The organism is Thermococcus sp. LS2, from assembly GCF_012027375.1.
Classification (GTDB): domain Archaea; phylum Methanobacteriota_B; class Thermococci; order Thermococcales; family Thermococcaceae; genus Thermococcus_B.
Genome location: NZ_SNUI01000004.1, coordinates 159,109 through 185,535 on the forward strand (window position 1 = coordinate 159,109; position 26,427 = coordinate 185,535).

A 26,427-nucleotide genomic window follows, 5' to 3' on the forward strand; every position below is an offset into this window, starting at 1 on the left:
TGACATTTGGTTATAAACTTGACTACTATACTTCTACTCACATTTATTACAAAAACCTTTATATCAAAAATTATAACTAATAATTGTAAAAATCTTGAGAGGTGCAATGGTATGAAGAAGTTTTTGTTTTAGCGGCACTATTAATTGGCATTGTTTTAGGAGCAACAGGACTACAACACGATCGACATTGGAGAGCTAAGCGGGAACATTATAATAACGAAGTTCGAAGTGACAAAAGTATCTCGGGAGGCAATGAAATTTCAACCGGAGAATTTGACATCAGAATAAGCAAAGATGGAAGTAGATTCTATGATGATGTTAAGCTCTTTGAATTTTCCAATTTAAAACCCGGTGACTCTAGAGAATTCAACTTCTATATAAAGAACAGTGGAGATATAAGTGTCTCAACATTAATGCTTTCCTTCAACGTTGAAGATTTGGAAAATGGAAAACCGACAGCTGCTGAATCCCTTGTTGACAACACCACAGATATTGGTGAGCTGAGCAAGAACATAGTTATAACAAAACTCTCCGTAACAAAAGAAGGCCAAACCTACACATTGGATCAATACATTGGGAAACTACTGAAAGAAATTAACGGTACTTCCATTTCTTTACTCAAAGAATCCTTAACTCCAGGAGAGCAGCTTAAAGTTACCATTGGCTTTAAGCTCAAAGAAGATGCCGGAAATGAGTGTCAAACAGATACAGCAAGAATAACCTTAAAACATCTACGCCGAGCAGTGAGTTTTTAAACTCTCTCCTCCTTTCTCTTTTGGTGTTCATGATGATTGGGATAATATTTGACATGGATGGGGTAATTTATAGGGGAAACACTCTCATCGAAGGAGCAAGAGAAGTTATTGAGTATTTAAAATCAAAGAACGTTCCCTTTGTATTCCTCACTAACAATTCCACTAGAAATGCGGAGATGTATAGAGAAAAGCTTCTTAAATTGGGAATTGATGTTGAAGAAGAGCAAATAATTACTTCTGGCTATGCAACTGCCCGCTATCTGCAGAAGCACTTTAAAAAAGGCAAAGTTTTTGTAATTGGAGGAAAAGGTCTCGTTGAAGAAATAAAGAACATTGGCTGGGAAATAATAAGCGTTGAAGATGCCAAAGAGAGATGGAGAGAAATAGACTATGTTGTTGTGGGACTTGACACAAAGCTGACTTATGAGAAGTTAAAGTATGGAACTTTGGCAATCAGAAATGGTGCAAAGTTCATTGGAACAAATCCAGACACGACTTATCCAAGCGAAGAAGGCCTCTTGCCTGGGGCTGGTTCAATTCTAGCAGCGCTAAGAGCATCAACGGGTGTTGAGCCTTTAGTAATTGGAAAGCCAAATGAGCCTGTTTTTGAAGTGGTTAAAGAAAAACTCACCGCAGATGAAATCTGGGTTGTTGGGGATAGATTAGACACGGATATAGCATTTGCAAAGAAAATAGGGGCAAAAGCAATAATGGTTTTAACTGGAGTGAGCACTCTAGGAGATATTGAAAAGAGTGAAATAGAGCCTGATTTGGTTTTGCCGAGCATAAAAGAGCTTTTGGAATATCTGAAAGTCCACATTGGTGATTAAGTATTTAACCTTGGCCTTCGAATACATAGTGAGGGAATTCATCATGGAGAGATTTGAAGTTGATAAGGAAGTTGAGGAGAAAGTTAATCAAATTCTACAAAAAGTTACTAAACTTTCCTTTGAAGACATACTCAGCTATGCACTGAAAAGTGAAGAGGAAGCAATACAGCTTTATAAATTCCTATCCCAAAAGCTTGAAGAGCCACATGCGAAGATGAAGTTTGAGCAGTTCATTAAGATGGAAAAGGAGCACAAAGAGAGAATTCTGGGAATTTTCAACGAGTTATTCCCAAACAAAAAACCCAGCAAAAGTCCATCTGCAACATGGGTTGAGATTTCAACTGAGATTAAGCCAGATATAAAAACTGTCAAAGACTATCTAGAAGTTTTGAAAGTTGCAATTCAAGCTGAAAAGCTTGCAGAGAACATATACAAATTCATCGCCAAGAATCTTTCTGATGAAGAGTACAAGAACATTTTCCTTGCCCTAGCTGAAGAAGAAAAAGAGCATTATGACTTCCTAAAGGATCAGTATAGATTCTATAAACGTGCTAAGGCCGAAGAAAGCATGCATGAAATGATGGATAAGCTGCTCAGAAAGGAGTAGATACAGATGAAAATCCAAGAGCTCCTTGAAAAAATCATTTGGCAAGAGAATGAGCTCTACAACTTATACAAGCTCGGCGAGACTTTTGCAGTTTATGAAAATCCTCAATTAGCTGAGCATTTTAGCTGGTTAGCAAGCGAAGAACTTAGACACAGAAACACTATACAAACCTTTCTTGAAGAAAAAACACTAGAGGATACTAAAGTTATTGACTATCTAGATGCACTGAGCATTGAGCCTTACTTCACTGATGAAAGGGTCAAGCCAAAGGATTTAGAAGACTTAATCCTTGAAGGGCTCATTAGAGAAAAGCACAGCTATGAGCTTTATCAAAAGCTCAGTGAAATTCTAGAAGGGTCTCTCTCCCAAATCTTTAGAATGATGAGTCATGAAGAGCTCAAACATGCTTACAGATTAAAGATAATGTATGAAGCTGTTCACAAGTGATGGATAAATTATCCGACATATGCCTTTTTCTATCCCTTCCTTTTACGACAGAGTATCATTATAATATTTGTCATCTTGGCAAGCCAAATATGGGCAAGGTATATTTACCCCGACTCCCTAATCCATAGCACTGATATTTCTACTAACATGTGCCATAATGATCAATAATGTGGCAGGGGTGTTTATATGGCAGTTGAAAAAGTAATGAAAAGAGATGGAAGAATTGTTCCTTTTGATGAAGGACGTATAAGATGGGCTATACAAAGGGCAATGTGGGAAGTTGGAATAAGGGATGAGAAGCTTTTGGACAAAGTTGTCAAAGATGTCATCAGCAGAATAAACGAGCTCTATGATGGGCAGATACCGCACATTGAGAATATTCAGGATATTGTAGAGCTTGAGCTGATGCGCAATGGTCTCTTTGATGTTGCTAAGGCTTACATCATTTATAGAAAGAAAAAGGCAGAGATTAGAGAAGAAAAGAAGAAGATACTCAACAAAGATAAGCTGGATGATATTGATAAGCGCTTTTCTATCAACGCTCTCCGTGTTTTAGCCAGCAGATATTTGATGAAGAACGAAGAGGGGAAGATAATTGAAAGCCCTCGTGAGCTGTTTGAGAGAGTTGCAATTCTCGCTGTAATCCCAGATTTGCTTTATGATGAAAGAGTTTTCTCTAAAGAAGGAGGCTTTGTTCAGGATTTGAAGAGGATTGACTACTACAGGAAACGCCTTGATGAATTTGATAAAAAGCTGAGCATTGGAAAATTTAAACTCAATAAGTACCATTTTGAGAGACTTTTAGCCCTCTATCAGGAGCTTGCAGAAAAGGGACAGATGAAAGTCAGCATTGATGAGATTATTAAGATGCTTGAAAACGGCGCTTTTGATAAGTATGAAGACGAAATTGAGGAATACTTCCGCTTGATGACAAACCAAGTATTCATGCCAAATACTCCAGCTTTAATTAATGCTGGCAGACCTTTAGGAATGCTCTCCGCTTGTTTTGTTGTTCCAATTGAGGATGACATGGAAAGCATAATGAAAGCAGCGCATGATGTAGCTATGATACAGAAAATGGGTGGCGGAACAGGGCTTAATTTCTCAAAACTCCGTCCAGAGGGAGATTTAGTTGGGACGACAACTGGTGCCGCATGCTTCACTGGGGACACCAGAGTGCTAACTGAAAGGGGGTTCATACCTATTGAAGAACTCGTGAAGACTAACCAATCACCGAGGATAATCTCTCATGAGGGGCCCAAGGAAATCGTAGAGAAATACGACAATGGTGAGATGGAAGTCTTTAGGGTAGTTACGCAGGATGGCTACGAAGTTAAGGTTACTAAGGAGCATAAGTTCTTGGTTTTCGATGAGAACGGTGATCCTATTCTCAAGCCTCTTATGGAGCTCAAAGAGGGGGACTACATCTACGTTCTTACCCCAGATGACTTTGATGCTCCGTATTTGGAGCTTAACACGAATGTGGAGCTAAAGGGCAAAGGTTACGAGGTCACCTTGCCGAAGCTTCTTGATGAGAGACTTGCATATCTACTTGGTATAATATATGCGGACGGCCATATAAGACACCAGTATGAGAATGGCAGAAGGAAAAACTCCAAGATTGAAATATACCTCAACATCGATGAGAAGGGCGTTAAGGAGAAAGTGAAGAAGTACTTCATTGAGCTCTTTGGCATAGAGCCTAAGGAGTTCGTTAGGGAGGAACAACATAAGGTTACACTTGTCATTCCTTCTACAAAAATCGTGAAGTTCCTCGAACTGAATGGTCTCAGCAAGGATAAGTCTGAGAGCATAGCTGTTCCTGAGTTAATCTTCCGCAGCAGGCCGAGTGTTATGGCAGCATTCTTAGCGGGATTTTTCGATGGGGATGGGTCTATTGATCAGCACTATAGAATTGCCCTGAAGTCTATTTCGGAGCGTTTCATCAAGGAAGCCCAGCTCCTCTTTATGGCCCTTGGAATAATCACGAGTATCCAAGAATACGAGCCTAAGGAAGGTAATCACAGAAAAGTTTACACTCTTAGAGTGCAGACGAGAGATATGAAGATTAAGGCTTTTGAAAGGCTTGTCGAGTCAGTTAAACTTGCAACGATTAGAGAAAAAGCTTTAATGGACTTGGAAGAGAACGGAAAGAACAAGAAATATTCTTTCCCCTTCAACGCAATCTACAAAATCAAGAGGCCTGAAGTTCGTGCGAAGATTCAGAGAGATTACAAGCTTCTTTCTTATAATTCAAAGGTTACACACAGGGCGTTCATAAGAAGGATTCTTGAGCTCAAAAATGAACTTGGTCTTGATGAAGAGGAAGTTAAGTACTTCAGCATGTTATCAAAGCTCTATCCAGTAAAAATATCAAAGATAGAGCCTCTCGGAGTTCAGAAGGTCTACGATATTCAGGTTGAAGGTGTTCATCTCCTCACAGGAAACGGTATCTACACCTCTAATAGTGGCCCTGTTAGCTTCATGCACCTCATAGATGCCGTTAGCGACGTAATAAAGCAAGGTGGAGTGAGAAGAGGGGCAAACATGGGAATTCTTGAGGTATGGCATCCGGACATTGAGAAATTCATCCATGCAAAAGAGAAAAATATTGGAACCAATGTCTTGAGCAACTTCAACATTAGTGTAGGCATTTGGGAGGACTTCTGGGAGGCTTTGAAAGAAGGCAGGAAATATCCGCTAATCAACCCAAGAACTGGGAAGAAAGTTAGAGAAGTTGATCCCAAAGCCCTCTTTGAAGAGTTGGCTTACATGGCATGGGCAAAGGCTGATCCCGGTGTCGTGTTCTTTGACATAATCAACAAGAGAAACGTTCTAGAGAAAGCAAAAGGTGGAAAGATAAGAGCGACCAACCCATGTGTTGTTGGTGATACAAGGATTTTAACACCCGAGGGATATCTCAAGATTGAAGAACTCTTTAAGATTGTAAAAGAGAAGAACGAAGAAAAAGTTGTTGCAGTTGAAGGAATAGCTGAAGAAGGAGAGGAATTTGCATATCCAATAACAATCTTACTTCCAAATGAAGAAGAAAAGAACCTTATTTATGAAACTGTTCATGGAAGACAGCTTGCTATAGCAGATCCCATTGAGGTCAAAGCCTATGTCTGGAAAGTTGGAAGGAAGAAGGTAGCGAGAATAAAGACGAAAGAAGGCTATGAACTAACAGCAACTCTTGACCACAAGGTGATGACAAAGGATGGCTGGAAAGCAGTTGAGGATCTCAAAGAGGGCGATTTAATAGCTTTGCCAAGATTTGAGGTTGAGGATGATTTTGGAAGCGAGAGCATTGGTGAGGATTTAGCTTTCGCCTTGGGATGGTTCATTGGGGATGGATACATTAACACAAACGACAAGAGGGTCTGGTTCTACTTCAACGCTGAAAAGGAAGAAGTCCTTGCTCAAAAAATCGCCGAAATCCTTAAGAAGCACTTCGGCTCAAAGGCTGAACCGCACAGATATGGAAGCGAAATCAAGCTTGGAGTGAGAGGCGAAGCGTACAAATTCTTTGAGAAAATTGTTAAAACCAACGAAAAGAGAGTTCCAGAAATTGTCTACCGCCTAAAACCAAATGAAATAAGAGCATTTTTAAGAGGTTTGTTTACAGCAGACGGATATGTTGACAATGACAGTGCAATAAGGCTAACTTCAAGAGATAGAGAGCTTTTGAGGGACGTTCAAGACCTCTTATTGCTCTTCGGAATATTATCAAAAATCTATGAAAGACCCTACAAAGGCACATTTGAATATACAACCAAAGATGGAGAAGAGAAAGTCTATGAAGCCCAGGGCTATTATGAACTTGTTATAGCAAACTACAGCAGAAAGCTCTTTGCAGAAAAAATTGGCTTTGAAGGGGAAAAGCAGGAGAAGATAAGCCTTAAAAAAGTGAAGATTGATGAACCTTATGCAAGAGTTGAGAGCGTTGAAATCCTTGGAGAGGAAATTGTTTATGACCTAACTGTCCCAGAGATTCATACCTATATTTCAAACGGTTTCATTAGTCACAATTGTGGAGAAGAACCTCTCTACGAGTACGAATCTTGTAATCTCGCCTCTATAAACCTTGCAAAGTTCGTAAAATACGACGACGAAGGAAAGCCATACTTTGACTGGGATGAATATGCTTATGTCATTCAAAAAGTTGCCAAATACTTGGACAACTCAATTGACGTCAACAAGTTCCCGCTTCCAGAAATCGACTACAATACTAAGCTCACTAGAAGGATAGGCGTTGGAATGATGGGATTAGCAGATGCTCTCTTCAAGCTCGGCATTCCATATAACAGCAAAGAAGGATTTGACTTTATGAGGAAAGTCACTGAGTATCTAACATTTTACGCCTACAAATACTCAGTTGAAGCAGCAAAGAAGAGAGGAACATTCCCACTCTATGATAAGAGTGACTATCCAGAAGGAAAGCTCCCAGTTGAAGGATTCTACCACAGGGAAATCTGGAATTTGCCTTGGGATGAGCTTGCTGAGGAGATTAAGAAACATGGAGTTAGAAATGCAATGGTCACAACATGCCCGCCAACAGGAAGCGTTAGTATGATTGCGGACACATCAAGCGGAATCGAACCAATATTTGCCTTAGTTTATAAGAAGAGTGTGACTGTTGGCGAATTCTACTACATTGACCCAGTGTTTGAAGCTGAACTCAAGAAGAGAGGCCTTTACAGTGATGAATTGCTGGCAAAGATAAGCAATAACTACGGCTCAGTTCAGGGACTTGAGGAGATTCCAGAGGATATGCAGCGTGTATTTGTTACAGCAATGGATATTCACTGGCTTGACCACATTTTGGCCCAGGCTGAGATTCAGCTCTGGCTAACAGATTCGGCAAGCAAAACCATAAACATGCGAAACGATGCGACGGTTGAAGATGTCAAAGCTGCTTATCTCTTAGCATATAAGCTGGGCTGTAAAGGCATAACTGTTTACAGGGATGGTTCGTTGAGTGTTCAAGTCTACAGCGTCGAAGGTGAGAAGCGCAGGAGAGTTCCAGCAAAGCCAAGCGAATATGCAAAGAAAGTCTTAAAGGAAATTGTCGAGAAAGAACCATGGCTTAGAAGATTCATTGATGTTGAAGCAATAATAAATGGGACCAATGGGAAGAAAGAGAGCCTCAGCTTCAGCTTGAAAGTTAGTTCCGCACAAAAACATAAAGAGTCCAACAAAAGTGTTGGAGGTCAGAAAGGCGTTTGTCCCGTCTGCGGAGCTCCAACTGTTTTTGAAAGCGGTTGTGAAGTTTGTAAGAACTGCGGCTGGAGCAAGTGCGTTATCTCCTGAATTTCCTCTTTAATCTTTATTTTCAACCTGTTAAAAAATTTTATTGCTAAATTGATGGAAAAAATATTTATTCAAGTTATGTTCATATATTATGGGTGGGTAAAGTGCCTGTTAAATATGAGCTTAAAGATTTGTTAGACATAGTCGATTGGAATGAAAATCTTTCAATAATAGAGCGGGATTCGCGATCTCTAGGCTATGCTTTGGGGCTCAGCATGCTTAAAATACTCATTGAGCGGGAGGAATTTGTATGGCTTGTTCTTTTTGAGCCACTCTCAGTTCTTCGTACAAACCTTAAGATGGTTGGGTTGCATCTTGAAGAGCTCCTCCAGAGAGAGAACTTCTACATATTCGATATCTACGGCAGTGTTACCAAAATTAAACGAAATCTTCCCCACATTTATCAAGTAAAGGGTGATATCACCGGAATAAGTTTTGTTGCAAAATACATGGAGATTGCATCTTCTGCACTCTCAGAAACTTTGAGGAATTTAGGAGTTGAGGAAATCGAACGAGTATGGACACTTGGGTTCTTGGACTCAAGCGTTGGTAGGCTCTTTGACAATCCTGTTGAAATCTACAAGAGAATGTGGCTTCTCAAATATTCTCCGAGGATAAGACTGCCTATAAAGGATATACGTAGTATAATCATTTACAACTCATCAGAATTTCCCAAGCTGGAGAGTTTTATCTACGATGTATCTGATTATGTTTTGGAGAGCTTCGTTGTGGGTGAGAATGAGTTAAAGCATTTAATAGTGGTCTCAAAGTCTAAGAGGCCGGAGCTTGAAAATTTGGTACTTGAGTATCTCTTTGATGGAGGGGAGGGCGTTGATTAATCTTGGCATTCCTCAGCTCGATAAAATTATCGGTGGCATTGAGGATGGCTCTTTGATTGCATTGATTGAAAGAGATCCCCGCTCATTGGGGAGTTTAATCTCTCTTCTAGTTGCAAAGAAAAAGCTTGAAGAAGGTCATTTGGTTGTTCTCTTCAATAAATCTCTTCCTCTTCCAGTCCTATTGAACAGATTGGAAAGTGTTGGAATTAATGTGGATAGATACTTAGGAAATGGTCAGCTTGCAATACTTGATGTTTTTGACAGCTATTATGAGGTCAGGTATGACATTCCGAATGTGTTTTACATCAAGGGTGGAGTTCAAGAAGGTTCATATCTTCAAAAGTCCGTGAAAGAAGTACTGAGCATCAAAAGGGAGTGGGTGAGGAGAGGCTTGATTGATGAAAACAAAGAACTCTGGGGAATTAACTACAAGCTTTCGGACTATCTTGACATATTCAGTGAACATGGATTGATAAAAATCATTGAAACTACCTCTGAAATTAGATTTGTCCATGAGGCTTATACAAAGTATCCAAAAGGAACAAACATCTGGGTATTTTCAGGAAATAATCAAACAATAATTAATTTGCTTTACAGAAGAGCGGACTATGTAATTGAAACTAGGAGTATTCTCACTGAGGAAGGCGTAAAAAGAGAATTATACCTAATTAAGATGCCAAAAATGGGAAGAATTAGGAGATTCACATATCAGATTAAGGGAAATGAGTTCAGGATAGTTTAAGCTATTTTTGACAAGAACTTGTAAACGCTGAATTTTTAAATTATTACCCCTATTCTACATTTATCAAGGAGGTGACAATATGGACAAGGTTTACCTCACATGGTGGCAGGTTGATAGAGCAATATTCTCATTGGCTGATAAACTGAGAGAGTACAAGCCCGATGTCATTGTTGGAATAGCGAGGGGCGGCCTAATTCCAGCAGTAAGATTAAGTCATATTTTAGGGGATATAGACCTCAAAGTAATAGATGTGAAGTTCTACACTGATATCAACGAGCATACAGAAATGCCAAAGATAGTAATCCCAATATACGGGGATTTAAAAGACAGAAAAGTTGTTATCGTTGACGATGTCAGCGACACAGGGAAGACACTGAAAGTCGTTATAGAGGAAGTTAAGAGACTTGGTGCAAAGGAGATAAAAGTTGCTTGTTTAGCTATGAAGCCCTGGACTTCAGTCGTGCCAGACTTCTATGTGTTTAGAACTGACAAGTGGATAGTGTTCCCCTGGGAGGAATTTCCGGTGGTGGTTAGGGGATGAGGGCTTTTATTGCTATTGATATCAATGATGAAGTTAGAAAAAAACTGACTGAAGCACAGGAAAAAATTGCAAGAACTAAAGCTGCTAAAATTAAGTTTGTTGAATCTGAAAATCTTCACATCACTCTAAAATTTTTGGGTGAGATAACTGAGGAACAAGCTGAGGAAATAAAGGAAATTCTCCAAAAGATAGCGAGTAAGTATAAAAAACATGATGTTAAAGTCAAAGGTATTGGTGTGTTTCCAAATCCAAACTATATCAGAGTAATTTGGGCTGGTGTTGAAGGGGATGAAATTATAAAGAGCATAGCTAGTGACATTGAGCGTGAACTAGGAAAACTTGGCTTTAAAAAGGATAAGGACTTTGTTGCTCATGTAACAATTGGAAGAGTGAAATTCGTTAAGGATAAGCTTGAGCTTGCAATGGCTCTTAAAGAGCTGGCAAATGAAGATTTTGGAGTTTTTAGAGTGGAAGCAATTGAGTTAAAGAAAAGTACATTGACTCCTAAGGGTCCAATTTACGAAACACTGGCAAGGTTTGAACTTAAGGATTAGGTTTTTATTCTTCTTTTCTAACTTTATCTTGGTGATTTCATGGAACTTTCAGAACTTTTAAACCAAGTTCTTAAAGAAATCAAGCCAAGTGAAGAGGAGAGAGAGCTTGTTGAGAAGGTAAAAGGAGAAGTTGAGAGTATTGCAAAAGAAACAATTGCTGCCTTTGGTTATGATGTTGAGCCCTACTTCGTTGGCTCTTTAGCTAAAGATACCTATCTAGCTGGAGATCACGATATTGACCTCTTTTTAGCATTTCCTCTTGAAATTCCATTGGAAGGGCTGAGAAAGGAAGGTTTGGAGCTTGCAAAGGCTATTGGGGAAAAGCTTGGGAAATATGAGGTTGCCTATGCCGAGCATCCTTATGTCAGAGCTTTTTATAGAGGATTTAAAGTCGATTTGGTGCCGTGTTACAATGTGAGAGACTGGAGAGAAGTGAGAACGGCTGTTGACAGGTCAATTCTTCACATGAAATGGGTCTTGAAGCATTTAAATAGCAAAAATGACGAAGTTAGGCTTTTGAAGAAGTTCTTCAAGGGGATTAATGTTTATGGCAGCGAGATTTATGTCAAAGGGTTTTCGGGCTATCTCACCGAACTCTTGATAATAAAATACGGCTCATTTCTCAAAGTCCTTGAGAATCACGACTTCATGCTTAGGCAGAAGATCATTGATTTGGAAGGCTGGCTGAAGAAAGAGCCGGAAGTAGCGATGAAAACTGTAAAGAGAGAGGCTGATGCTGACGTTCCGCTGATAGTTATTGACCCTGTTGACCCAAGGAGAAATGTTGCTTCAGCTTTAAGCTGGGAAAAATTTGGGATCTTCTACTTTAAAGCTAAGCAGTTCCTAGAAAAGCCTGCAAGAGAGTTTTTCTTCCTGGAGCAGAAGAAAATTGGGGATTACAAAAAGCTCCTGAGAGAAAAAGGGACAAAGCTTGTAACCCTGCTCTTTGAGAAGCCAGACTTAATAGATGATCTCCTTTTACCTCAGCTGGAAAAGAGTGCGAAAGGATTTATGAAAGCCCTAGAGCTTCAAGGCTTTAGGGTGTTTGAGGCTCACTGGGGATACAAAGACAAAGCGTTCATAATGCTCGAAGTTGACAGAGTTGAAAGGTCAAGAATTGAGATTAAACCTGGTCCAGAGTTCTTTACGGAGAGAGGTCTGAGGTTTTACTCAAAGAATCAGAAAGTCTGGATTCGCGGAAAGCGTTTGTATTCAGAGAAGGTGGTGAAAGAAAGCATCGTTGATGTCATTAGAGGGCTTTTAGAGAAGAATCAAGTTTCTTTAGGAAAACAAGTTAAGGAGCACATAATGCAAGCTGACATCCTGATCAACTTCGTTCCCCCAGAGCTTAGCGATGAGGCGTATCTGTTCCTAAGCAGAGAAAAATGGAATTTAAAAGACTAAACACTCCTATGCTCACACCATTCCTTGTTTTCCCATTCTCCGTGCCTCTCACCGGAAATGTGTCCTGTATCAGCTACTGCTTGCTTTAAATCATAGAGGCTTTCTATAGCACTCCTAATATCCTGCGGCAGGTCTTCCTTTCCAACGTATAAAGCCGCTCTTGTGACCACGTTGTACTTGCTGTTTGGGACTTCACTTTCAAGCGAGGCAAACCATGCATTTTCACTTGTCTCCCACCCTTCCATTCCTTGCATTCTGAACAAATCATAATCATAATAGAGCTGTGGGAAGGCTAAGAGCTTCATGTATTCGAGCAGTAAAAAGTTCGCTCTTTCGCTGTTCTCTTCCATGTAGATTTCTATCAGCTCAATTAGAGCTTTGCTTATAGCTGCGACGTTTCCAAATGTTACCCTTGTGTCTATGTGCTCCCAAAACCTTGGGCATGAGTGGTTTGCTAGGAGCATTATGTAGTAAATTCTGCCAAGCTTTAGACTCAGAGCGGGATCAACATCTTTTATTGGCTCAGTTATGTAATCAACGCTTGTATCTAATTCAAAATATTCGTAGTGCTCCCTGAAGAATATCCTAGCATATCTGACTAGGAACTCCTTTATGCTGTCATCGTCGGCATTGGAATATTTTTTGATTAAGTCCATAACTCCAAAGCGAACAGCCCGATTAAGCTCGCGGAAGAGCTTAGTGAAGGCAAACTTCCAGAGCTGAGAAACCTTTTTTCCTTTATACCAGCGGTGTATTACTTTATTATCTTCCCTTCTCACCCCAGTCCATCTCATATCACTAGTCCTTCCATCTATGCTCAAATCGTAGTAGTCGCTCCAGCTCGAGTAGTCTTTAACGTTTATTCTAAATTGCTCGCTGCATTCTCCTTCTAAACACTTATGCTCTCCACTCAGCTTCTTCCTCACGAATTCAACGGCATTTACTGCCTCGACTCCCTTTTCTTCCAGCCCTTTGACCCATTTCAAAAACTTATCAAGTTGCTGCGGATTGCTGAGTAAAGCCTCCAAGTCGCTTGAAAGGAACACTAAGTAGGGAATTTCCTCTTTCTCTTTGAAGACATCCACTCTTCCTTCAGCAACTGCTCTTATGAGCCCCTCAGCGTCCAAGGTATTGAACGCAAAAGCATCGCTCAGCTGGTGGTCTCTACCAAATAGGAACGCTGTTTTGCTATCACACTTGTAGGTGTTGCATGAAAACTTAGCCTGGGGTATGTTTAAGCCTATGAACTGTCTCTCATCAAGCAGAAAAACAACTCTCTTATCAGTCGCTTCAGTGATAATCCCAGCAGTCTTCTTTGTTATTACATTCTCGGGGAGCCAGAAGCCGACAACGCTTTTATCCTTTATAAATGGATCATAAAAGTCAAAAGAAACTTTAGCTAAAATCTCTTGCTCAAAAATGCTCAAATGTGGCATTATTGGGTGAAAAGGAACTGTTGGAACAGCTTCAACGTAGTTTTGAAATGTTTCCACGATCTCTCCATAAATTTTGGGTTTGTATCTGAGAACCATATACAATGTGAAAGGCTCAAAATCAACACTTACGCTTCCTTTTTTGAGCAGCATTAGTGTATCATCAACGTATTCGTAAGCCTTGATAACTGCTCTCGTCCAGTTTCTGCCTTTGACCTCTATATCTCTGATTCTCAGCGAGACTGGACTTAATCTTTCAGAGTATTTTATCGGATCCCACCCAGAGCCGTCGTGAATATAAATTATATCCCCCGGCTGATATGCATGAAAATGATACCCAAATTTTTGGAACATGGTATCACCTTGAGTGAATTGGTTTAGCTGGTATAAATTACTTGTGCCCATGTCTTTAACTCGATAACTTAATAAGGGTACCCTAATGGCATTAGGTTGGTGGAGTTGATGAATGACCTTGAGCTTAAGAATTATATCACAATGCTGAGAGCTAGAATGAGCTTCGCTGAGAAGCTTTATGGAATTAGGATGAACTATTTGCCTCTCGTCGTTGAAGATGAGATAATAATCCTTGACAAGAACGACGGTAAAATCAAAAGGCTGAGAGATAAAAAGCCTCTCAGTGAGAGCGAGCTTAAGGCCTTTTTACCCAAAATTAGGGAGAATATTGAGAAAGGCATTGTAGATTTGTATCTGACGATGAACTTCCAGTGCATTCACGGTCCCGGGGAGTAGCCTCCATAAACCACTGGCAGAAGCTTTACATAATCGTTTTCTTTCAGCTTGTAGTTTTTTTCAACTTTGCGCTCGTTTACGAGTATGTGGTGTTCCTCTGCACTTATCTTCAGCTTTCTAAGCAGATCCTCAACAGTTGAGCCTTCTTCAATTTCAATATCAAATTCTGGAGAGAATTTTAATGCGAGCTCTCCATACATTCTAATCCTTACCTTCATTTCTCAACCCCAGTAAAAAGCGTTCGAGCTTTTCATAAACCTCTTTTGGGGCTTCTCTGATTGGGGACAGCTTTAGCTTTGGTTTTTCAAGTCCAACTACGAGTTTTTCAAAGAATTCAAGGGCATTCCTCATAGCTTCCTCTTGAGTCATGCCAGGAGGGATGTCATTGTCAAAGTAGTACCAAGTATCAGCTTTCTTATCATATAATGCCAAGCTGGGCAGATATTCTCCACATTCTCCTCCGATTGTTAGTTCAATGAGTATTTCATCGTTTTCGAGATAGCCTCTTTTTTCAAGTTCTTCTCTCCACATTTATCTCACCGATGGAAAGATAGATGGGAGGAATAAAAAGCCTTTTCTAAACCAAAAGTTAAACCCCCAAGCGCTTCTTGATTCGCTTAACTTCTCTTTTTGCTTCCTCTAAGCCAAGCTCTTCGAGGACTTCTTCCTCAGGAATGCCGTTTTCATCATAGCCAATCTCTCCATAGTACTGCCTGAGCTTTTCTCTAATTTCCTCTCTCGTGGGAGCTTTTCCTTTCACTGGTCCGCTTGGCAGAGGCTCATAGAATCTTGGTGGATTGTCGTCATCCCTTCTTGGATCCCAGTAAACATCTGGCCCTCCGAGTAAGAGGAGAATTCTCTGGAGGTGAATTATTCTCAGCCCAGTTTCATTGAACCACTTATCTGGGGTTAAATCAAAGCCTGTGACTGCATTCCCAAACTCTATTATTTTTTCAAAGCCAGGCTTTGTAACAAACGAGCATATCACAGCTGAGTCATAGAAAGCGTTAACCAGTTCACCTTCATAGCTTCTCGCTGGAAGACCAGCGGTTGCTGTGTGATCTCCTCCCTGCACAGATGCGGCATAGCTTATATCTTTGGTATAGTCGAGGTTGCTTCTAATTCCATGTGCACCTATGCCAATACCCTTCACATGAACTGCATACCTAATAGCATCAACTCCTTTCATTGCGCTTATCTTTAATGCTGCTCTATAAGTTCCTTCAGCCAAAATTTCTCCTATTCCTTCCTTGTTTACAATCATTTCGAGAAGTTTTGCAAACGCTTTCTCATCTCCCCACTTAAGCTCAAAGCCTAAGTCATCTTTCGTTAGTATTCCCCTTTGATAAAGCTCAGCGGCAAAGCCTAGAGTATTTCCGGCATTTATCCCATCTAGCCCATATTCGTCAACCAAATAAGAGAGGTATACAATCTTTTCTGGCTCAAAGATTCCTAAGTTGGTTCCCATGTAAGCCATGAGTTCATAATCGGGAGCATCTGTAATTGCACCCTTATAGGGGCCGTACCTTAAATACGAAATTTTCATGCAGTTTACTGGACAGCCATAATCTGCCCAGTACTTCTTTATCCATGCTTTAAGTTCAAAGTTCACGACGCTGATTTCTTCGTTGTCATGATACTCTTCCTGCCAGTTTCTGACTGGTTGGCTTGAGCGGTCTTTTCCAACGCTGTAACCGCCAGCCCCAGTTCCCCACTGTCTAAATGTTGTAAGCGTCAAAAGCTCTCTTTGAAATTCCCTCAGCATAGTTTTGAACTTCTCCTTATCATAAACGGGAGGTAAAGCCTTGCTTCCCTTGACAACAATGGCTTTCAGCATTTTGCTCCCCATTACAGCCCCAAAACCGCCGTAACCAGCGGCATGCATCAGCTTAGTCATTATCGCCGCAAAGCGGACTTTATTCTCTCCCCCTTTACCAATGTACATAATCGCAGGCTCTTTTGGAATTCCCCTAAGCTTTTCCTTCTTTTTCAGTTCTTCATGAACGTCCTTTGTCAGAGTCTTAACGACCTCGACACCGTTCATTCCCCAGTATTTGCTCGCATCTCTAATTTCAATTGTGTCATCATTGACGAATAGATAAACCGGTTCTCTAGCTTTTCCCCTAATTATTATCCCATCGTATCCAGAAGCTTTGAGCTCGATTCCTACCTCGCTGCTTAAAACGCTCCCAACAACACCGTTGCTCTCTGGGGACTTAGATACGACGGCAGTTTTCATTCCTGGGTAATAGCCTGTTAGAGGTCCTGTTAAAATTAGCAGAAGGTTTTCTTTACCGAGAGGATCAACATTTTCCCATCTTTCACCAAGCTCCTTCCAGAGGATGTAAGTGCCTAATCCCCTCCCACCATAGAACTTCTTTAATATTTCTTCATCAATTTCGACAACCTTTATTTTTTCCTTGCTTAAGTCAACATCAATAAGCTTTCCAGTGTAGCCATACATTTTCTCACCTCACAAATTCCTCTCCATACATTTTTCTCGCCAAATTCATGCTCTTCTCCACTGGCTCCTTTGCAAAAGTTCTGTATATTGAGCGGTAGTTGCCCTTAACGAGAATTAGAGCATCATGGCCAGCCTCATGGCAGACTTCAACACACTTTGGATTCCCACCACATAAATCGCAGATGACAACACTGCCTTTCCCAGTTGGGATTCTGGGAACTCTCCCGGGGCAGGCTAAAATACAGGCTCCACACTCTGTGCACTTCTCCTCATCAACTAGGACAGCTCCGGTTTTTTCATCAACACTTAGTGCACCAAAATTGCAGGCATTCACACAAGGATAATCTGGACACTGGACACAAGTATGGGGAACATTTACACCAGGCAACAGCTCGTAAATCCTTATGCGAGAGGCCTCTGGCCATATTATTCCCTCATGTTCTAAAGAACAAGCGACTTCACATAATCTGCAACCACTGCACTTATCTGGAGTTACAAGAATCCAAATCCTTTCCTCACTTTTTGTTTCCTCTCCCATGGTATACACCTAAAAAGATTTTTATGCTTATGAGGTATATATCCTTTATGCAAATCAAAGCGTTTAAATTGGAATCTGAAAATACCTTTATAACCCAGAGAGCGAGGTCATTTCGATGAAAAAAGCTGAAGCAGTACTTTTAGGCATCACAGCAATATGGGGATTCACTTTTCCAGCAATGAAAGTTAGTCTTGATTATATTTCCCCGATTCTTTTCTTAGCGTATCGCTTTGGTATCGCCTCACTCCTGATGCTTTTAATTTTTAGAAACAAAGTTCTGCGAAACGACACACTTAAAGAGGGCTTTATTTTGGGCATAACTCTGTTTTTTGGACACGGATTCCAAATAACTGGTTTAAAATATACGACAGCCTCAAATTCTGCCTTTATAACATCTCTCTATGTGGTATTTACTCCTTTCATAGCTTATTTCATTCTTAAAGATAAACTTGAGCTTAGGGATTTTGTTTCATTAATTATCGCAGTTATAGGGCTCTATTTAATATCTGGAGCAAGTCTAAAGTTCAACAAAGGCGATCTGCTTACTGTTCTATGTGCACTCTCTTTTGCTTTTCAGATAGTTTTAGTTCAAAAATTTGGAGAGAAGGATTACCTTAGCCTCGCATTTTGGCAGATATTCTGGAATTTTGTGTTCTCTTTTACGTATGCTGGAATTGTAGAAGGCTTCAAATTCCCAACCAATTATCTTCCTTGGGTAGGCATTCTTTACACATCGCTTTTTGCCACGGTCATAGCGTTTACGCTTCAAATTAAGTATCAGAAGGAGACGAAAGCTCATAAGGCGGCCTTGATTTATTCAGCGGAGCCGATATTTGGGCACATTGCGGCTTTTATAACAATTAGAGAAGTGCTAAGCTTGAAGGGTTACGCTGGTGCAGGACTAATTTTGGCTGCTATATGGAATGAAATAAGAAATGAGAGGGCTTAAACTGGAGTGGGAGTTCCACTTATATCTGGGGACGCAGAAGATGCCTTCTTTGGATCTTTGATTCCAATCCGCATTACCTCTTTCACTCTTTCAATGTCAACAATAGTGTTTATGCACCCTGCCTTAAGGAGTGGAACTGCTTGGAGAGGTATTTTTAGTATAGAAAGCTTTTCTGCAGCTTCAGCTAGTTCAGGCCAGCAGGCAATTCCAATTGCTGCTTTTATCTCGCCCTTCGGAACCTTCTCCTTGAGAATCTTTTTGACTAAACTTCCTCCTGGAACTATGTAGAACTGCTTGTATCCGAGCTTTTCTCCATACTTAATTATCTCCCCGATTGAGCACTTTCCGCACTTTGTGCATTTCCATCCATATTCGCCGAATTCTGCTGGACATTCTTTGACATTCCTTAGACATTGTGGTATGAAAACCGCTCTTTTCTCAACTGGAACTTTTGCAAAATTCTCTTTATATGCCTTATTCTTAAGCTCAACGTAGATTTGATCTGTAAGTTCTTCGTCTTCGCTAATTAATGAAAGTGCTATTCTCACGGCATTTCTTGTACTCAAATCAGCACCTAATGCAAAGAGTTTGGCTATTGTGTTTTCTAAGCTCATGGTTTTCACCACTGTGAAAAGCCTTAAATTTCTATGTGCATATAAACCTTTAGCCCTCCCCACTCACACCTCCGGGACAAGTGACCGGAGGTCGGTCGGGGAGGGTACACTACTTTAAGAGCCTCTTTAAGAGTGCCCATTCTTTTTTGCTCCATGCTGAGGGATTTGTTACAAGGAGGAGAGAGCCGTTATATAGGATTATAAAGTCCCTCAACGAGCTCAGGAACTTGACTATAGACTCAAAGCTGTTGTACATTATGAGATACTCAAGACAATCAATTACTATAACCCCCTGCTTGTTCACTGCAGCAGTAGCGCGTAGATACCTATTTGCCAGCTCTGCAATCTTTGCTAAATTAGTTGGGGAGATAGTTTTCACGTCCTTTCCAGTTATGTGGGTTATGAAGTATGCTTCCCACTTCTCTGGGACGTCTGAGATGTCTCTTAGGAATGCAAGAACTTCAAAATCCCTAAGAGATTCCTTTATTCGTTTGTATGTGTCTTCATCAACGATTAAAACTCCTGTCTCAATTTCAATTTTTTGACTTTCTTCTTTTTTAAGCAATTCTTGAAATCTTTCAGTCCTGACGAATTGGATTATTGAATAAGAGGCCATAAAAGTGAAAAGTGCACCTAAAACGAATCCAATAGGAGCAAACCACTCTACTGGTCTCAAGAGTGGGTAATCCATGTCGTGAATACCATACAACATTAAAGAAATCGCCAATAGTGTTGCCTTTTTGCAGTAAATCCTTGAGATAGATACTGTGAGAACACCTGCAAGAAAAATGTAAAAGCCAGAAAGTCCATATGGGATTCCTATGGACATCAGCCATTCTGAGGTATTTCTAAGATTTGTTATACCGATTAAATACAAAGTCATTACCAATGGTACTGATGCGACATAAGAGAACTCCGTGGGTATTGGACAAAATGCCTCTTCTTCAATCACTCTTAAAATTCCATAAAACAGGAGAGATGCAAAGAGAGCTTCAAAAATGGAGTTCAGTTCATGAATGCTAACAATGTCAAAAACAATTGAAACTGTAGCTGAAAGCCATGCTAATGCTAAAATGAGGGTGGATTTTCTGTTTCCACTATGGAAAATGTAAAGTAAATATCCAGCCGCTATCAGCTTTATAGATAAGCTTAATCCTCTACCAATATCAAGAAATAACTTGTCCATACTATCACATCATTTACATAGTTACGACTTTAGAGTATTAAACAATTTCGGCTCATCAGGGCTAGACCTCATCATCTTCTTCAGCTTTTCCGGAGTCCAATCATCGCCCAAAATAGAGCTCCTCATTTATCCTCGGTATCATTGCCATCAAAACTGCCAGTTTGTTCAGCTCTTTTCTTAGTAGCTTTCCTCTTGTTAAAAAACCTATCGCCCCTATGGTCTTCTTTAACTCTCTATCACCGCTGAGTTCGCTCATTGGGAGTGCAACTTCAACTCCTTCTCTCAAAACTCGCTCAACAGCATAGGGAGGATATTCAAAGCCCGGTCCATGACCTAGGGTTATCTTCCCTTCTCTATCAACAATTGCACAGAACTGGATGTCCATATATCCTGTTATGCTGTAGGGAACTTTATAAAGACCAGCCTCTATTCCAACGCCTAAGTCTGCATTACCTTTCTTTAAAGCCTTCTTTGCTCTATTAATTGCTCCTTCAATTGTCTTTTCCAATCCTATTGGTTGGTCTCCAACTTCACTATCAACTTCAACTGCTATAACTTCAACATCTCCATAAAACTCTCTCATAATTTCCTCAACAGCCTTGACCTTTGTTGGGTTTGTTGAACCAACTGCCACTCTCATGAGTCTCACCTTAGCAAGATAGTGTATATTACTCCCAGAATAAACAAAACGGCTCCAGGAACTAAAAGCTTTCTGTAAACTCTTTCTAATTCTGCTTTATAATATTCAGCTGAGAAAACTAGACAAAGATGCACTGGACTAAATAGCATCCCCATGTAACCGCTGAGATATGCGAGAGCGATTTTATCAAAGCTTGTGAAGAAAGGAAGTAAAAGCGGAAATGCCATTCCAACGTATGCAAAGCTTATCCCCGTCATTAATCCCACAATGAATGGTGTTAGAGTTATCACAAAGGTTACTGGAAGGTTTAATTGAATTATTGCTTTTGGTAGTGCACTAACGGCTCCCGTTGTTTGGAGAATGTACTTGAAGTACATAACAGCAAGGAGCAAAAATATTATTTTCGGCTGAGTTCCATGCTTAAGAATCTGCTTTTTATCGAGCTTCTTGAAATGGGGGAGTAGTGTAGATAAAAATCCTACAAGTGCTCCATAGACCATGTCATATCCCAAAACAATTGAAATCAAAATTATCACCAATATTGGATAAGTTGCTTTCAAAAGGAGTTTTGCACCTTCTTTTCTGTTTCCAATTTCAGATGTTTCATCGCTTATAGGCTTCAGTAATAGGATGTATCCAATGATTATCATCAAAATAGTCAGCGGGAACATCTTGGTGCTGAACTCTCTAACAGCTATTCCTAAAATGGCTGAGGCAATTATGATAGCTTGGTACATTGGCCAAGAAAACTCCCAGACATGCCTAAACCAGTAGTTTACAACAGTTTTTTCTTCAGGCTTTAAGTTGAGTTTATTGGCAACTTCCTCAATCATCGGGGCTGAAACTAAAGCACCGGCTGGCATTGGCATTAAGCCTATCAGAGCTGGGAGCATTGCAAGTGAATATTTAGCTTTGGGAAACAGCTCTTTGATAGCTTTTTCCATGTTTTTGAGATACCCGATTTGGGAGAAAATATTTGTCATTGCCATTATGAATACGATAATCAAAATCAGCCTTACTGTGCTCCAGGCAGTTGAAGAGTAGTAAAAAGCTTTAATCAGTTCCAATGGCGTCAAACCAAAAAGAATTCCCAGTAAAACTGAGCCGGCAAAGATTGAAATTCCCACATGGACTTTTAGGCGAATAAGGATTATTACAAAGGCGAATGTTACGAGCAGTTTAAGCACTTCAATCATGCATTCCCACCGGTGTATTAATGTTTAGATGCAAATCTAAATTGTTCCTTATAAGCTTATCTGAGCCAAATTTTTAACAACAAAAAGTTAATAAATATCTAAATCAAATTTTAAGATGGAGGTGGTGAGAAATGGTGCATCAGTATATTAAGGAGAGAACTAAAGAGTTTACAAAAGAAGAGAAGGAAAGGCGGTACAAGTATCTAGGAAAAGAAGTCATTGACTATGGTGATCCAGGGTTGGACAGCATACCAGAGTTCTATGGTATAGCCAATGCAATCTGGAGGGACTGGAAGGAAGGAGAGATAAGTACAAAAACTGCTTTGGGAAGGCTAGCCTTGCTTAAACTCCTCACCTACAAGACCAAAAATAAGAAAATCCAAGACATACCAGATGAAGAGCTTGAGGAAGTTAGAAAGTTCATTGACTATGTGATTCAGGTTATTAAGAATGAGAGCAAGAGAAAGGGAGAGCCAGAAGAAGAGAGGCAGATTGAGGAGAAAACTTAATTTTTAGGCTTCTCTCTATTTTGTTATCTTATGGCGAAAGCTATTTAACTCTGTTCTATTAGATTATTATCTGTAGGTTATGATTATGATCTACCTTGGTGTTTGAGATGGAATACGTAATTGAGACGAGAGACCTAACAAAATTCTTTGGTAAAAGGAACATAATATACCACCTCAACCTCAAAGTACCAAAAGGAGTGGTTTACGGCTTTTTGGGACCTAATGGAGCTGGTAAGACTACCACAATAAAAATGTTAACAGCTGCTTTGAGACCTACATATGGTGAGATAAAGATTTTTGGCTTAGAACTGCCACAAAAGAGAGTTGAAATTATGAAGAATGTTGGCTACATGCCAGAAGTTCCAATAGCTTATGAGGACATGACAATTTTTGACTTTTTAATTTACATGGGAAGACTCTCTGGTTTGAAAAAAGAAGAAGCAAGAGAGCATGCAAAGGAGCTTATGAGATATGTAGGGGTGGGAAGGTTAGCGTTAAACAAGATAAAAGAACTTTCTTCAGGACAAAAACAGAGGGTTTCTTTTGCCGCTGCTTTAATTGGGGACCCAGAGCTTTTGATCCTCGATGAGCCAACAGCTAACTTGGATCCCCTCGGTAGAATAGAGTTTATAGGGAGGATTATAGAGTTATCGAAGGAAGGAAAGACGATTTTTGTTAGCTCGCATATCGTGAGTGAAGTTGAGAAGATGTGCAACTATGTAGGATTAATAAATCAAGGAAGGCTAATAGCTCAAGGAAGAATAAGCGAGCTCACAAAGATAGAAGAGACGGAATATGACATATTAACCTCTGATAATAAGATAGCTATTGAGTTTCTCAAAGAAAAGCCCTATGTAAGAGAAGTTTGGGAGGAAGATGGGATTATACGGGTTGATATTGACCCTCGATTTTTAGACGAGTTTTTCTTGCAGTTTCCAAAGTATCTCAGCTTAAACGGGATCAGACTTAAGATGTTTAAACCTCACACAAGTCCTTTGGAGAGAATTTTGATGGAGAAGTTCAACATAGGTGAGGAGAGTTGATTGGCGTACTTTATGAGAATGAGGTTTATAGACTCCTAAAGTCTAGAAGGTTGAAGGTTATGATTGTTTTAATGCTTCTCCCAGTTGTTGTTTATTTCTTTACCCATGAGGAGATAACAGAGTATTCTGCAAAAGCTTTGAAAATATCCTTTCAAATAAATGTTTCGGAGTTTTTGATAAACTTTTGGGGAAGTGTCATAGGTCAGCTAATCGTCATAATACTCATGAGTGAACTGCTGGCGAGTGAGATAGATAAGGGCACTATGAGACTTCTCCTTGTAAAACCAATAAAAAAGAGCGAGATTGTTTTTGGAAAATTCTTCGCTGGGATGACTGGAATAATACTGATTTTTGGCATCCCATACTTTGTCATGCAGATATACATGGTACTCCTGTATAAATCTGGCTTTGATGGATTTAGAGCTACTTTTGGTGATTTCCTTTTTGCCTTGGGGGTTACTCTTCTAATTCTAGGTAGCTTGGGAGCATTCTCAATGTTTCTCTCGGTAATTCTCTCTCGTCCATTGTATGCTTCCCTAGCAAGTTTCGGTATCATATTTACTGCCCAATTCATTCTCCCACAACTGCCATTCTTTGATGATCCAGAGCGCTTTAACCTGAGCTATCAAATAGGGGTTCTTCTTAAGAAGGGCTTCACTCTTCACGCTGGTTTAGATGCCTATAAAGGTGATCCCAATATGAGTGCTCTATTTTTCCTGAGTATTATCTTACTGAGCTTGGCTTTTACATTATTAGGCATTTACAGAAAGGAGTATGAGGGATGAGGTATGAAGAGAGCCCTTGTGTTGCTTATGCTACTTCTTTTTGCTGGAAATGCCTTGGCTTTATCTGTGAATTTGGGCATTGATGAAGTTTTAATAATTGACAATAATTCAGTAGTTACCTTCGAGGTTTCTCAGAAAAATCCGGATTTAATTCTTTTAACTGTTGAAACTCCCAACGGGAGCTTCTCAAAAATTATGAGCTTTGGTGAGACTCTCAAAGTTAACAGTGTTAATTATACTATTGGGAGGCTTGATCTAGAAAAGCTCATCCTAACCCTTCATTTGAGCGGAAATTATTCAAGGATTAAAGTCATGAAGAAGAAGGATTTCAGTGTTGAGCTTGTTGAGAGCTTTGATACTTATATAAAGCTTAAGATAACAAACACAGGCTATTACGCGATAAATGACACTCTAGTTATAAACTCCCAAGATATTATTCTCGCTGAAATCCCGCTGTTTCTTGAGCCGGGTGAATTTAAGATTCTTAAAGTTAAAGCAAATTCCAATGTTCTCACCTTAATGCTTAAGGAAAGCAAGATTTCAAAGACGACTATAATTCCTTCGTTTAATCCGCTTGTGACAATAGAAAAAATATGGAAAGATGAAAAGCTTCACGTTCTCATAAAAAATCATGGAGATGCGGTAAATGCTACTTTAAAACTTATTTACAATGGATTAACCATTGAAAAGAAAGAAATCCAGCTCAGTGACGGAGAAGAAAAAGATGTGATTTTTGAAAGTAATATCAATCAAGGGACAATTGTTGTTGACTATGGTGTTTTAAGGCAGGAAAGCTTCTATTTTGAAAGTCCTCAAGTTTCATTAATTAAAGCAGAGAAAATTGGAGACACACTTAAAGTTTGGCTCAAAAATGAAGGAAAAATAATCTTTGTTGGGAAAGTGAGCATCTATCAGAACTCAGTTATAGTGGGGAAGCCATATTATAAAGACATCAAGATCGAGCCAAATAAAGAAGTGATTGTGGAATTCAAAGTTCCGGAAAATATTCAGTTTTTAACAATAGCTGTAAGCTCAAGAACTTATTCATTGACTTTTCCAATTTCTCTTCAAGAGGGGGTTGGGGTAAAAGCCCTTAATCCATATGCAAAGGGTTATCTGGGTGGAAAAGCCGTTTATATCTTGAGTTTGAGCGGGAATGGGAAAGTTGAGTTTGGAGTTGAAGGCTTACCTGACTCAATAAAATATGCCTTCTACTATAATGATGCTCAAATTAAAGAGCTAAATGTTGTTCAGCCTGTCCAAATAAATCTTATTCTTCAAATACCAAAGATTCCTCAAGGGTTTACTCTCAATGAGCTAATAAGGTTTAATGTAACTGTCAACAATGCTAAAATCCCTTTAGAGCTTGAAGTTAGTGGAGAAGGCATTCTCCCGGTTTATGGGGATAATTGGCTGGCTAAGATAAACTACACAAGTGAATATCATCATGTTGGAGTTCCCTACAAGGTAATTGGGAACGACATAACTCCTCCCTATCTATTTGAACCTTGGAATGGGAAGAAGATAGCAGTGCTGTATGGGAGATACGTACGGCAAGGAAGGGACTTAAGGATACACCTTTTAGATTTTTCCGGGAGGATAATTGCATCCTCAACTCAGGAAAAGGGGAGGAGTGATTGTTTGATCTTTAATCAGAGCGGATTCATGATAATGGTCGAAGGAGATGGATATTTTAATTCAGTACTGCTCGTCGCAGATTATCTGGAGCAACCAAGGAACCTGACATTTGAGCTTAGAAAGAGAGATTTTGGAATCGGACTTAGGACATTCATTCTAAATGCAACCCCTTTGAGAGGCAAAAAGCTTGAGCTGAGCGTTAACTCGACCAAAAGTGTTGAGCTTAGGGTCTATTATTTCACTTTAAATCGGGAAAAGGAAGATTTTGACCCTCTCTCAACAGATTTCAAAGGAGTTTTCAGGGGAAGTGGAAAAGAGATTAGAGGAGAAATTGGAGTTAGAAGTTATGAAGATTTCATAGCAGTTGCCATAGTAGGAGAGGGGAATGTTAGCTTAAAATTCAATGTTAAAGGTTCAGAAATAGGAGTTAAGGAGCTGAGTTCAAAGGAAGCCTATTTGATAATCCTTGTTCTTCTAGGATTTCTGGTTATGATGATTTACTTAGAAAAGAAGATTGGGTGAGCATTGTTGTATCCTGAAATTTTTTCGCGGATGTCATACAGCACTCACCCCCCTGAACAACCACCACAACTTCAACCCAACAGGAGCCCCCCTCAAATAAACCCTACCAGGAAAATCATAACCCAAACCCC

At 39.8% G+C, this 26,427-nt stretch carries 25 protein-coding genes; 16 read left to right on the forward strand and 9 right to left on the reverse strand.

Annotated features, from left to right (window positions below):
* The first annotated feature begins 101 nt into the window (after positions 1–101).
* The 10 genes from E3E24_RS07395 (at position 102) to cca (ending at position 12,029) form a co-directional block, all read left to right on the forward strand.
* Positions 102–755: a TasA family protein gene (locus E3E24_RS07395; protein ID WP_167915813.1), complete on the forward strand. Its 654-nt coding sequence runs from the start codon at positions 102–104 to the stop codon at positions 753–755.
* 32 nt (positions 756–787) lie between these two features.
* The gene (locus E3E24_RS07400) at positions 788–1,585 is read left to right on the forward strand and encodes an HAD-IIA family hydrolase (protein WP_167915814.1); all 798 of its coding nucleotides are present in this window, start codon (positions 788–790) and stop codon (positions 1,583–1,585) included.
* The gene (locus tag E3E24_RS07405; RefSeq protein ID WP_167915815.1) at positions 1,578–2,192 is read left to right on the forward strand and encodes a ferritin family protein; all 615 of its coding nucleotides are present in this window, start codon (positions 1,578–1,580) and stop codon (positions 2,190–2,192) included. The genes E3E24_RS07400 and E3E24_RS07405 overlap by 8 nt, the downstream gene beginning before the upstream one ends.
* 6 nt (positions 2,193–2,198) lie before the next feature.
* The gene (locus tag E3E24_RS07410) at positions 2,199–2,639 is read left to right on the forward strand and encodes a ferritin family protein (RefSeq protein WP_167885090.1); all 441 of its coding nucleotides are present in this window, start codon (positions 2,199–2,201) and stop codon (positions 2,637–2,639) included.
* Between the two features lie 186 nt (positions 2,640–2,825).
* A complete protein-coding gene (locus E3E24_RS07415; RefSeq protein WP_167915816.1) occupies positions 2,826–7,949 on the forward strand; it encodes an adenosylcobalamin-dependent ribonucleoside-diphosphate reductase in 5,124 nt (1,707 codons plus the stop codon).
* Between the two features lie 104 nt (positions 7,950–8,053).
* Complete coding sequence (locus tag E3E24_RS07420) at positions 8,054–8,788, forward strand: hypothetical protein (RefSeq protein WP_167885092.1); 735 nt, start codon at positions 8,054–8,056, stop codon at positions 8,786–8,788.
* Entirely contained in the window at positions 8,766–9,530 is a 765-nt protein-coding gene (locus E3E24_RS07425; protein WP_167885093.1) for a hypothetical protein, read from the forward strand. The genes E3E24_RS07420 and E3E24_RS07425 overlap by 23 nt, the downstream gene beginning before the upstream one ends.
* Positions 9,531–9,609: 79 nt before the next feature.
* Complete coding sequence (locus E3E24_RS07430) at positions 9,610–10,071, forward strand: phosphoribosyltransferase (protein WP_167885094.1); 462 nt, start codon at positions 9,610–9,612, stop codon at positions 10,069–10,071.
* Positions 10,068–10,625: an RNA 2',3'-cyclic phosphodiesterase gene (gene thpR, locus E3E24_RS07435; RefSeq protein ID WP_167885095.1), complete on the forward strand. Its 558-nt coding sequence runs from the start codon at positions 10,068–10,070 to the stop codon at positions 10,623–10,625. Before E3E24_RS07430 ends, thpR begins: the two co-directional genes overlap by 4 nt.
* A 39-nt stretch (positions 10,626–10,664) precedes the next feature.
* Positions 10,665–12,029 carry a CCA tRNA nucleotidyltransferase gene (gene cca, locus E3E24_RS07440; protein ID WP_167885096.1) on the forward strand — a complete coding sequence of 455 codons (1,365 nt, stop codon included), beginning with the start codon at positions 10,665–10,667 and terminating at the stop codon, positions 12,027–12,029.
* Here cca and E3E24_RS07445 read toward each other — a convergent pair.
* A complete protein-coding gene (locus tag E3E24_RS07445) occupies positions 12,026–13,816 on the reverse strand; it encodes a glycoside hydrolase (protein WP_167885097.1) in 1,791 nt (596 codons plus the stop codon). The genes cca and E3E24_RS07445 overlap by 4 nt on opposite strands.
* A gap of 108 nt (positions 13,817–13,924) precedes the next feature.
* Between E3E24_RS07445 and E3E24_RS07450 the strand changes: the two genes are divergently transcribed.
* The gene (locus E3E24_RS07450) at positions 13,925–14,212 is read left to right on the forward strand and encodes a hypothetical protein (RefSeq protein ID WP_167885098.1); all 288 of its coding nucleotides are present in this window, start codon (positions 13,925–13,927) and stop codon (positions 14,210–14,212) included.
* On the opposite strand, the gene E3E24_RS07455 is transcribed toward E3E24_RS07450, so the two are convergent.
* From E3E24_RS07455 to E3E24_RS07470, 4 genes are read right to left on the reverse strand one after another with little or no spacing between them, the layout of a single operon-like run.
* Positions 14,194–14,430, reverse strand: coding sequence for a MoaD/ThiS family protein (locus E3E24_RS07455; RefSeq protein ID WP_167885099.1), 237 nt, complete (start codon positions 14,428–14,430; stop codon positions 14,194–14,196). The genes E3E24_RS07450 and E3E24_RS07455 overlap by 19 nt on opposite strands.
* Entirely contained in the window at positions 14,414–14,743 is a 330-nt protein-coding gene (locus tag E3E24_RS07460) for a hypothetical protein (RefSeq protein ID WP_167885100.1), read from the reverse strand. The genes E3E24_RS07455 and E3E24_RS07460 overlap by 17 nt, the downstream gene beginning before the upstream one ends.
* Positions 14,744–14,801: 58 nt before the next feature.
* The gene (locus E3E24_RS07465) at positions 14,802–16,676 is read right to left on the reverse strand and encodes an aldehyde ferredoxin oxidoreductase family protein (RefSeq protein ID WP_167885101.1); all 1,875 of its coding nucleotides are present in this window, start codon (positions 16,674–16,676) and stop codon (positions 14,802–14,804) included.
* 4 nt (positions 16,677–16,680) lie between these two features.
* A complete protein-coding gene (locus E3E24_RS07470; protein ID WP_167885102.1) occupies positions 16,681–17,214 on the reverse strand; it encodes a 4Fe-4S dicluster domain-containing protein in 534 nt (177 codons plus the stop codon).
* 115 nt (positions 17,215–17,329) lie between these two features.
* Between E3E24_RS07470 and E3E24_RS07475 the strand changes: the two genes are divergently transcribed.
* Positions 17,330–18,163 (forward strand): DMT family transporter, encoded by an 834-nt coding sequence (locus tag E3E24_RS07475; protein ID WP_167885103.1) that lies wholly within the window; start codon positions 17,330–17,332, stop codon positions 18,161–18,163.
* Here the strand turns inward: E3E24_RS07475 and E3E24_RS07480 are convergent.
* The 4 genes from E3E24_RS07480 to E3E24_RS07495 form a co-directional block, all read right to left on the reverse strand.
* Positions 18,160–18,777 carry a DUF116 domain-containing protein gene (locus E3E24_RS07480; protein WP_167885104.1) on the reverse strand — a complete coding sequence of 206 codons (618 nt, stop codon included), beginning with the start codon at positions 18,775–18,777 and terminating at the stop codon, positions 18,160–18,162. The two genes, E3E24_RS07475 and E3E24_RS07480, sit on opposite strands and share 4 nt — an antisense overlap.
* Before the next feature lie 109 nt (positions 18,778–18,886).
* The gene (locus E3E24_RS07485) at positions 18,887–19,963 is read right to left on the reverse strand and encodes a DUF835 domain-containing protein (RefSeq protein WP_167885105.1); all 1,077 of its coding nucleotides are present in this window, start codon (positions 19,961–19,963) and stop codon (positions 18,887–18,889) included.
* A gap of 100 nt (positions 19,964–20,063) precedes the next feature.
* A complete protein-coding gene (yjjX, locus tag E3E24_RS07490; RefSeq protein ID WP_167885106.1) occupies positions 20,064–20,603 on the reverse strand; it encodes an inosine/xanthosine triphosphatase in 540 nt (179 codons plus the stop codon).
* A gap of 5 nt (positions 20,604–20,608) precedes the next feature.
* Positions 20,609–21,799, reverse strand: a complete 1,191-nt coding sequence (locus tag E3E24_RS07495) for a TIGR00529 family membrane protein (protein WP_167885107.1) — start codon at positions 21,797–21,799, stop codon at positions 20,609–20,611.
* Positions 21,800–21,930: 131 nt separating this feature from the next.
* Here E3E24_RS07495 and E3E24_RS07500 point away from each other — a divergent pair, with 131 nt between their 5' ends.
* The 4 genes from E3E24_RS07500 to E3E24_RS07515 all read left to right on the forward strand — a co-directional run bounded on the left by E3E24_RS07500 (position 21,931) and on the right by E3E24_RS07515 (position 26,296).
* Positions 21,931–22,308, forward strand: a complete 378-nt coding sequence (locus E3E24_RS07500; protein ID WP_167885108.1) for a hypothetical protein — start codon at positions 21,931–21,933, stop codon at positions 22,306–22,308.
* 107 nt (positions 22,309–22,415) lie between these two features.
* Complete coding sequence (locus E3E24_RS07505) at positions 22,416–23,351, forward strand: ABC transporter ATP-binding protein (RefSeq protein ID WP_167885109.1); 936 nt, start codon at positions 22,416–22,418, stop codon at positions 23,349–23,351.
* A complete protein-coding gene (locus tag E3E24_RS07510; RefSeq protein WP_167885110.1) occupies positions 23,348–24,136 on the forward strand; it encodes an ABC transporter permease in 789 nt (262 codons plus the stop codon). Before E3E24_RS07505 ends, E3E24_RS07510 begins: the two co-directional genes overlap by 4 nt.
* A gap of 3 nt (positions 24,137–24,139) precedes the next feature.
* Positions 24,140–26,296, forward strand: a complete 2,157-nt coding sequence (locus tag E3E24_RS07515) for a hypothetical protein (RefSeq protein ID WP_167885111.1) — start codon at positions 24,140–24,142, stop codon at positions 26,294–26,296.
* Positions 26,297–26,427: the final 131 nt, after the last annotated feature.

Excerpts from the sequence above, each read along its gene's own strand:
- E3E24_RS07400 (WP_167915814.1), top strand. The coding sequence starts at position 788 with ATGATTGGGATAATATTTGACATGGATGGGGTAATTTATAGGGGAAAC.
- E3E24_RS07410 (WP_167885090.1), top strand. The coding sequence starts at position 2,199 with ATGAAAATCCAAGAGCTCCTTGAAAAAATCATTTGGCAAGAGAATGAG.
- E3E24_RS07415 (WP_167915816.1), top strand. The coding sequence starts at position 2,826 with ATGGCAGTTGAAAAAGTAATGAAAAGAGATGGAAGAATTGTTCCTTTT.
- E3E24_RS07425 (WP_167885093.1), top strand. The coding sequence starts at position 8,766 with ATGGAGGGGAGGGCGTTGATTAATCTTGGCATTCCTCAGCTCGATAAA.
- E3E24_RS07430 (WP_167885094.1), top strand. The coding sequence starts at position 9,610 with ATGGACAAGGTTTACCTCACATGGTGGCAGGTTGATAGAGCAATATTC.
- thpR (WP_167885095.1), top strand. The coding sequence starts at position 10,068 with ATGAGGGCTTTTATTGCTATTGATATCAATGATGAAGTTAGAAAAAAA.
- cca (WP_167885096.1), top strand. The coding sequence starts at position 10,665 with ATGGAACTTTCAGAACTTTTAAACCAAGTTCTTAAAGAAATCAAGCCA.
- E3E24_RS07445 (WP_167885097.1), bottom strand. The coding sequence starts at position 13,816 with ATGTTCCAAAAATTTGGGTATCATTTTCATGCATATCAGCCGGGGGAT.
- E3E24_RS07450 (WP_167885098.1), top strand. The coding sequence starts at position 13,925 with ATGAATGACCTTGAGCTTAAGAATTATATCACAATGCTGAGAGCTAGA.
- E3E24_RS07455 (WP_167885099.1), bottom strand. The coding sequence starts at position 14,430 with ATGAAGGTAAGGATTAGAATGTATGGAGAGCTCGCATTAAAATTCTCT.
- E3E24_RS07460 (WP_167885100.1), bottom strand. The coding sequence starts at position 14,743 with ATGTGGAGAGAAGAACTTGAAAAAAGAGGCTATCTCGAAAACGATGAA.
- E3E24_RS07465 (WP_167885101.1), bottom strand. The coding sequence starts at position 16,676 with ATGTATGGCTACACTGGAAAGCTTATTGATGTTGACTTAAGCAAGGAA.
- E3E24_RS07470 (WP_167885102.1), bottom strand. The coding sequence starts at position 17,214 with ATGGGAGAGGAAACAAAAAGTGAGGAAAGGATTTGGATTCTTGTAACT.
- E3E24_RS07475 (WP_167885103.1), top strand. The coding sequence starts at position 17,330 with ATGAAAAAAGCTGAAGCAGTACTTTTAGGCATCACAGCAATATGGGGA.
- E3E24_RS07480 (WP_167885104.1), bottom strand. The coding sequence starts at position 18,777 with ATGAGCTTAGAAAACACAATAGCCAAACTCTTTGCATTAGGTGCTGAT.
- E3E24_RS07485 (WP_167885105.1), bottom strand. The coding sequence starts at position 19,963 with ATGGACAAGTTATTTCTTGATATTGGTAGAGGATTAAGCTTATCTATA.
- yjjX (WP_167885106.1), bottom strand. The coding sequence starts at position 20,603 with ATGAGAGTGGCAGTTGGTTCAACAAACCCAACAAAGGTCAAGGCTGTT.
- E3E24_RS07495 (WP_167885107.1), bottom strand. The coding sequence starts at position 21,799 with ATGATTGAAGTGCTTAAACTGCTCGTAACATTCGCCTTTGTAATAATC.
- E3E24_RS07500 (WP_167885108.1), top strand. The coding sequence starts at position 21,931 with ATGGTGCATCAGTATATTAAGGAGAGAACTAAAGAGTTTACAAAAGAA.
- E3E24_RS07505 (WP_167885109.1), top strand. The coding sequence starts at position 22,416 with ATGGAATACGTAATTGAGACGAGAGACCTAACAAAATTCTTTGGTAAA.
- E3E24_RS07515 (WP_167885111.1), top strand. The coding sequence starts at position 24,140 with ATGAAGAGAGCCCTTGTGTTGCTTATGCTACTTCTTTTTGCTGGAAAT.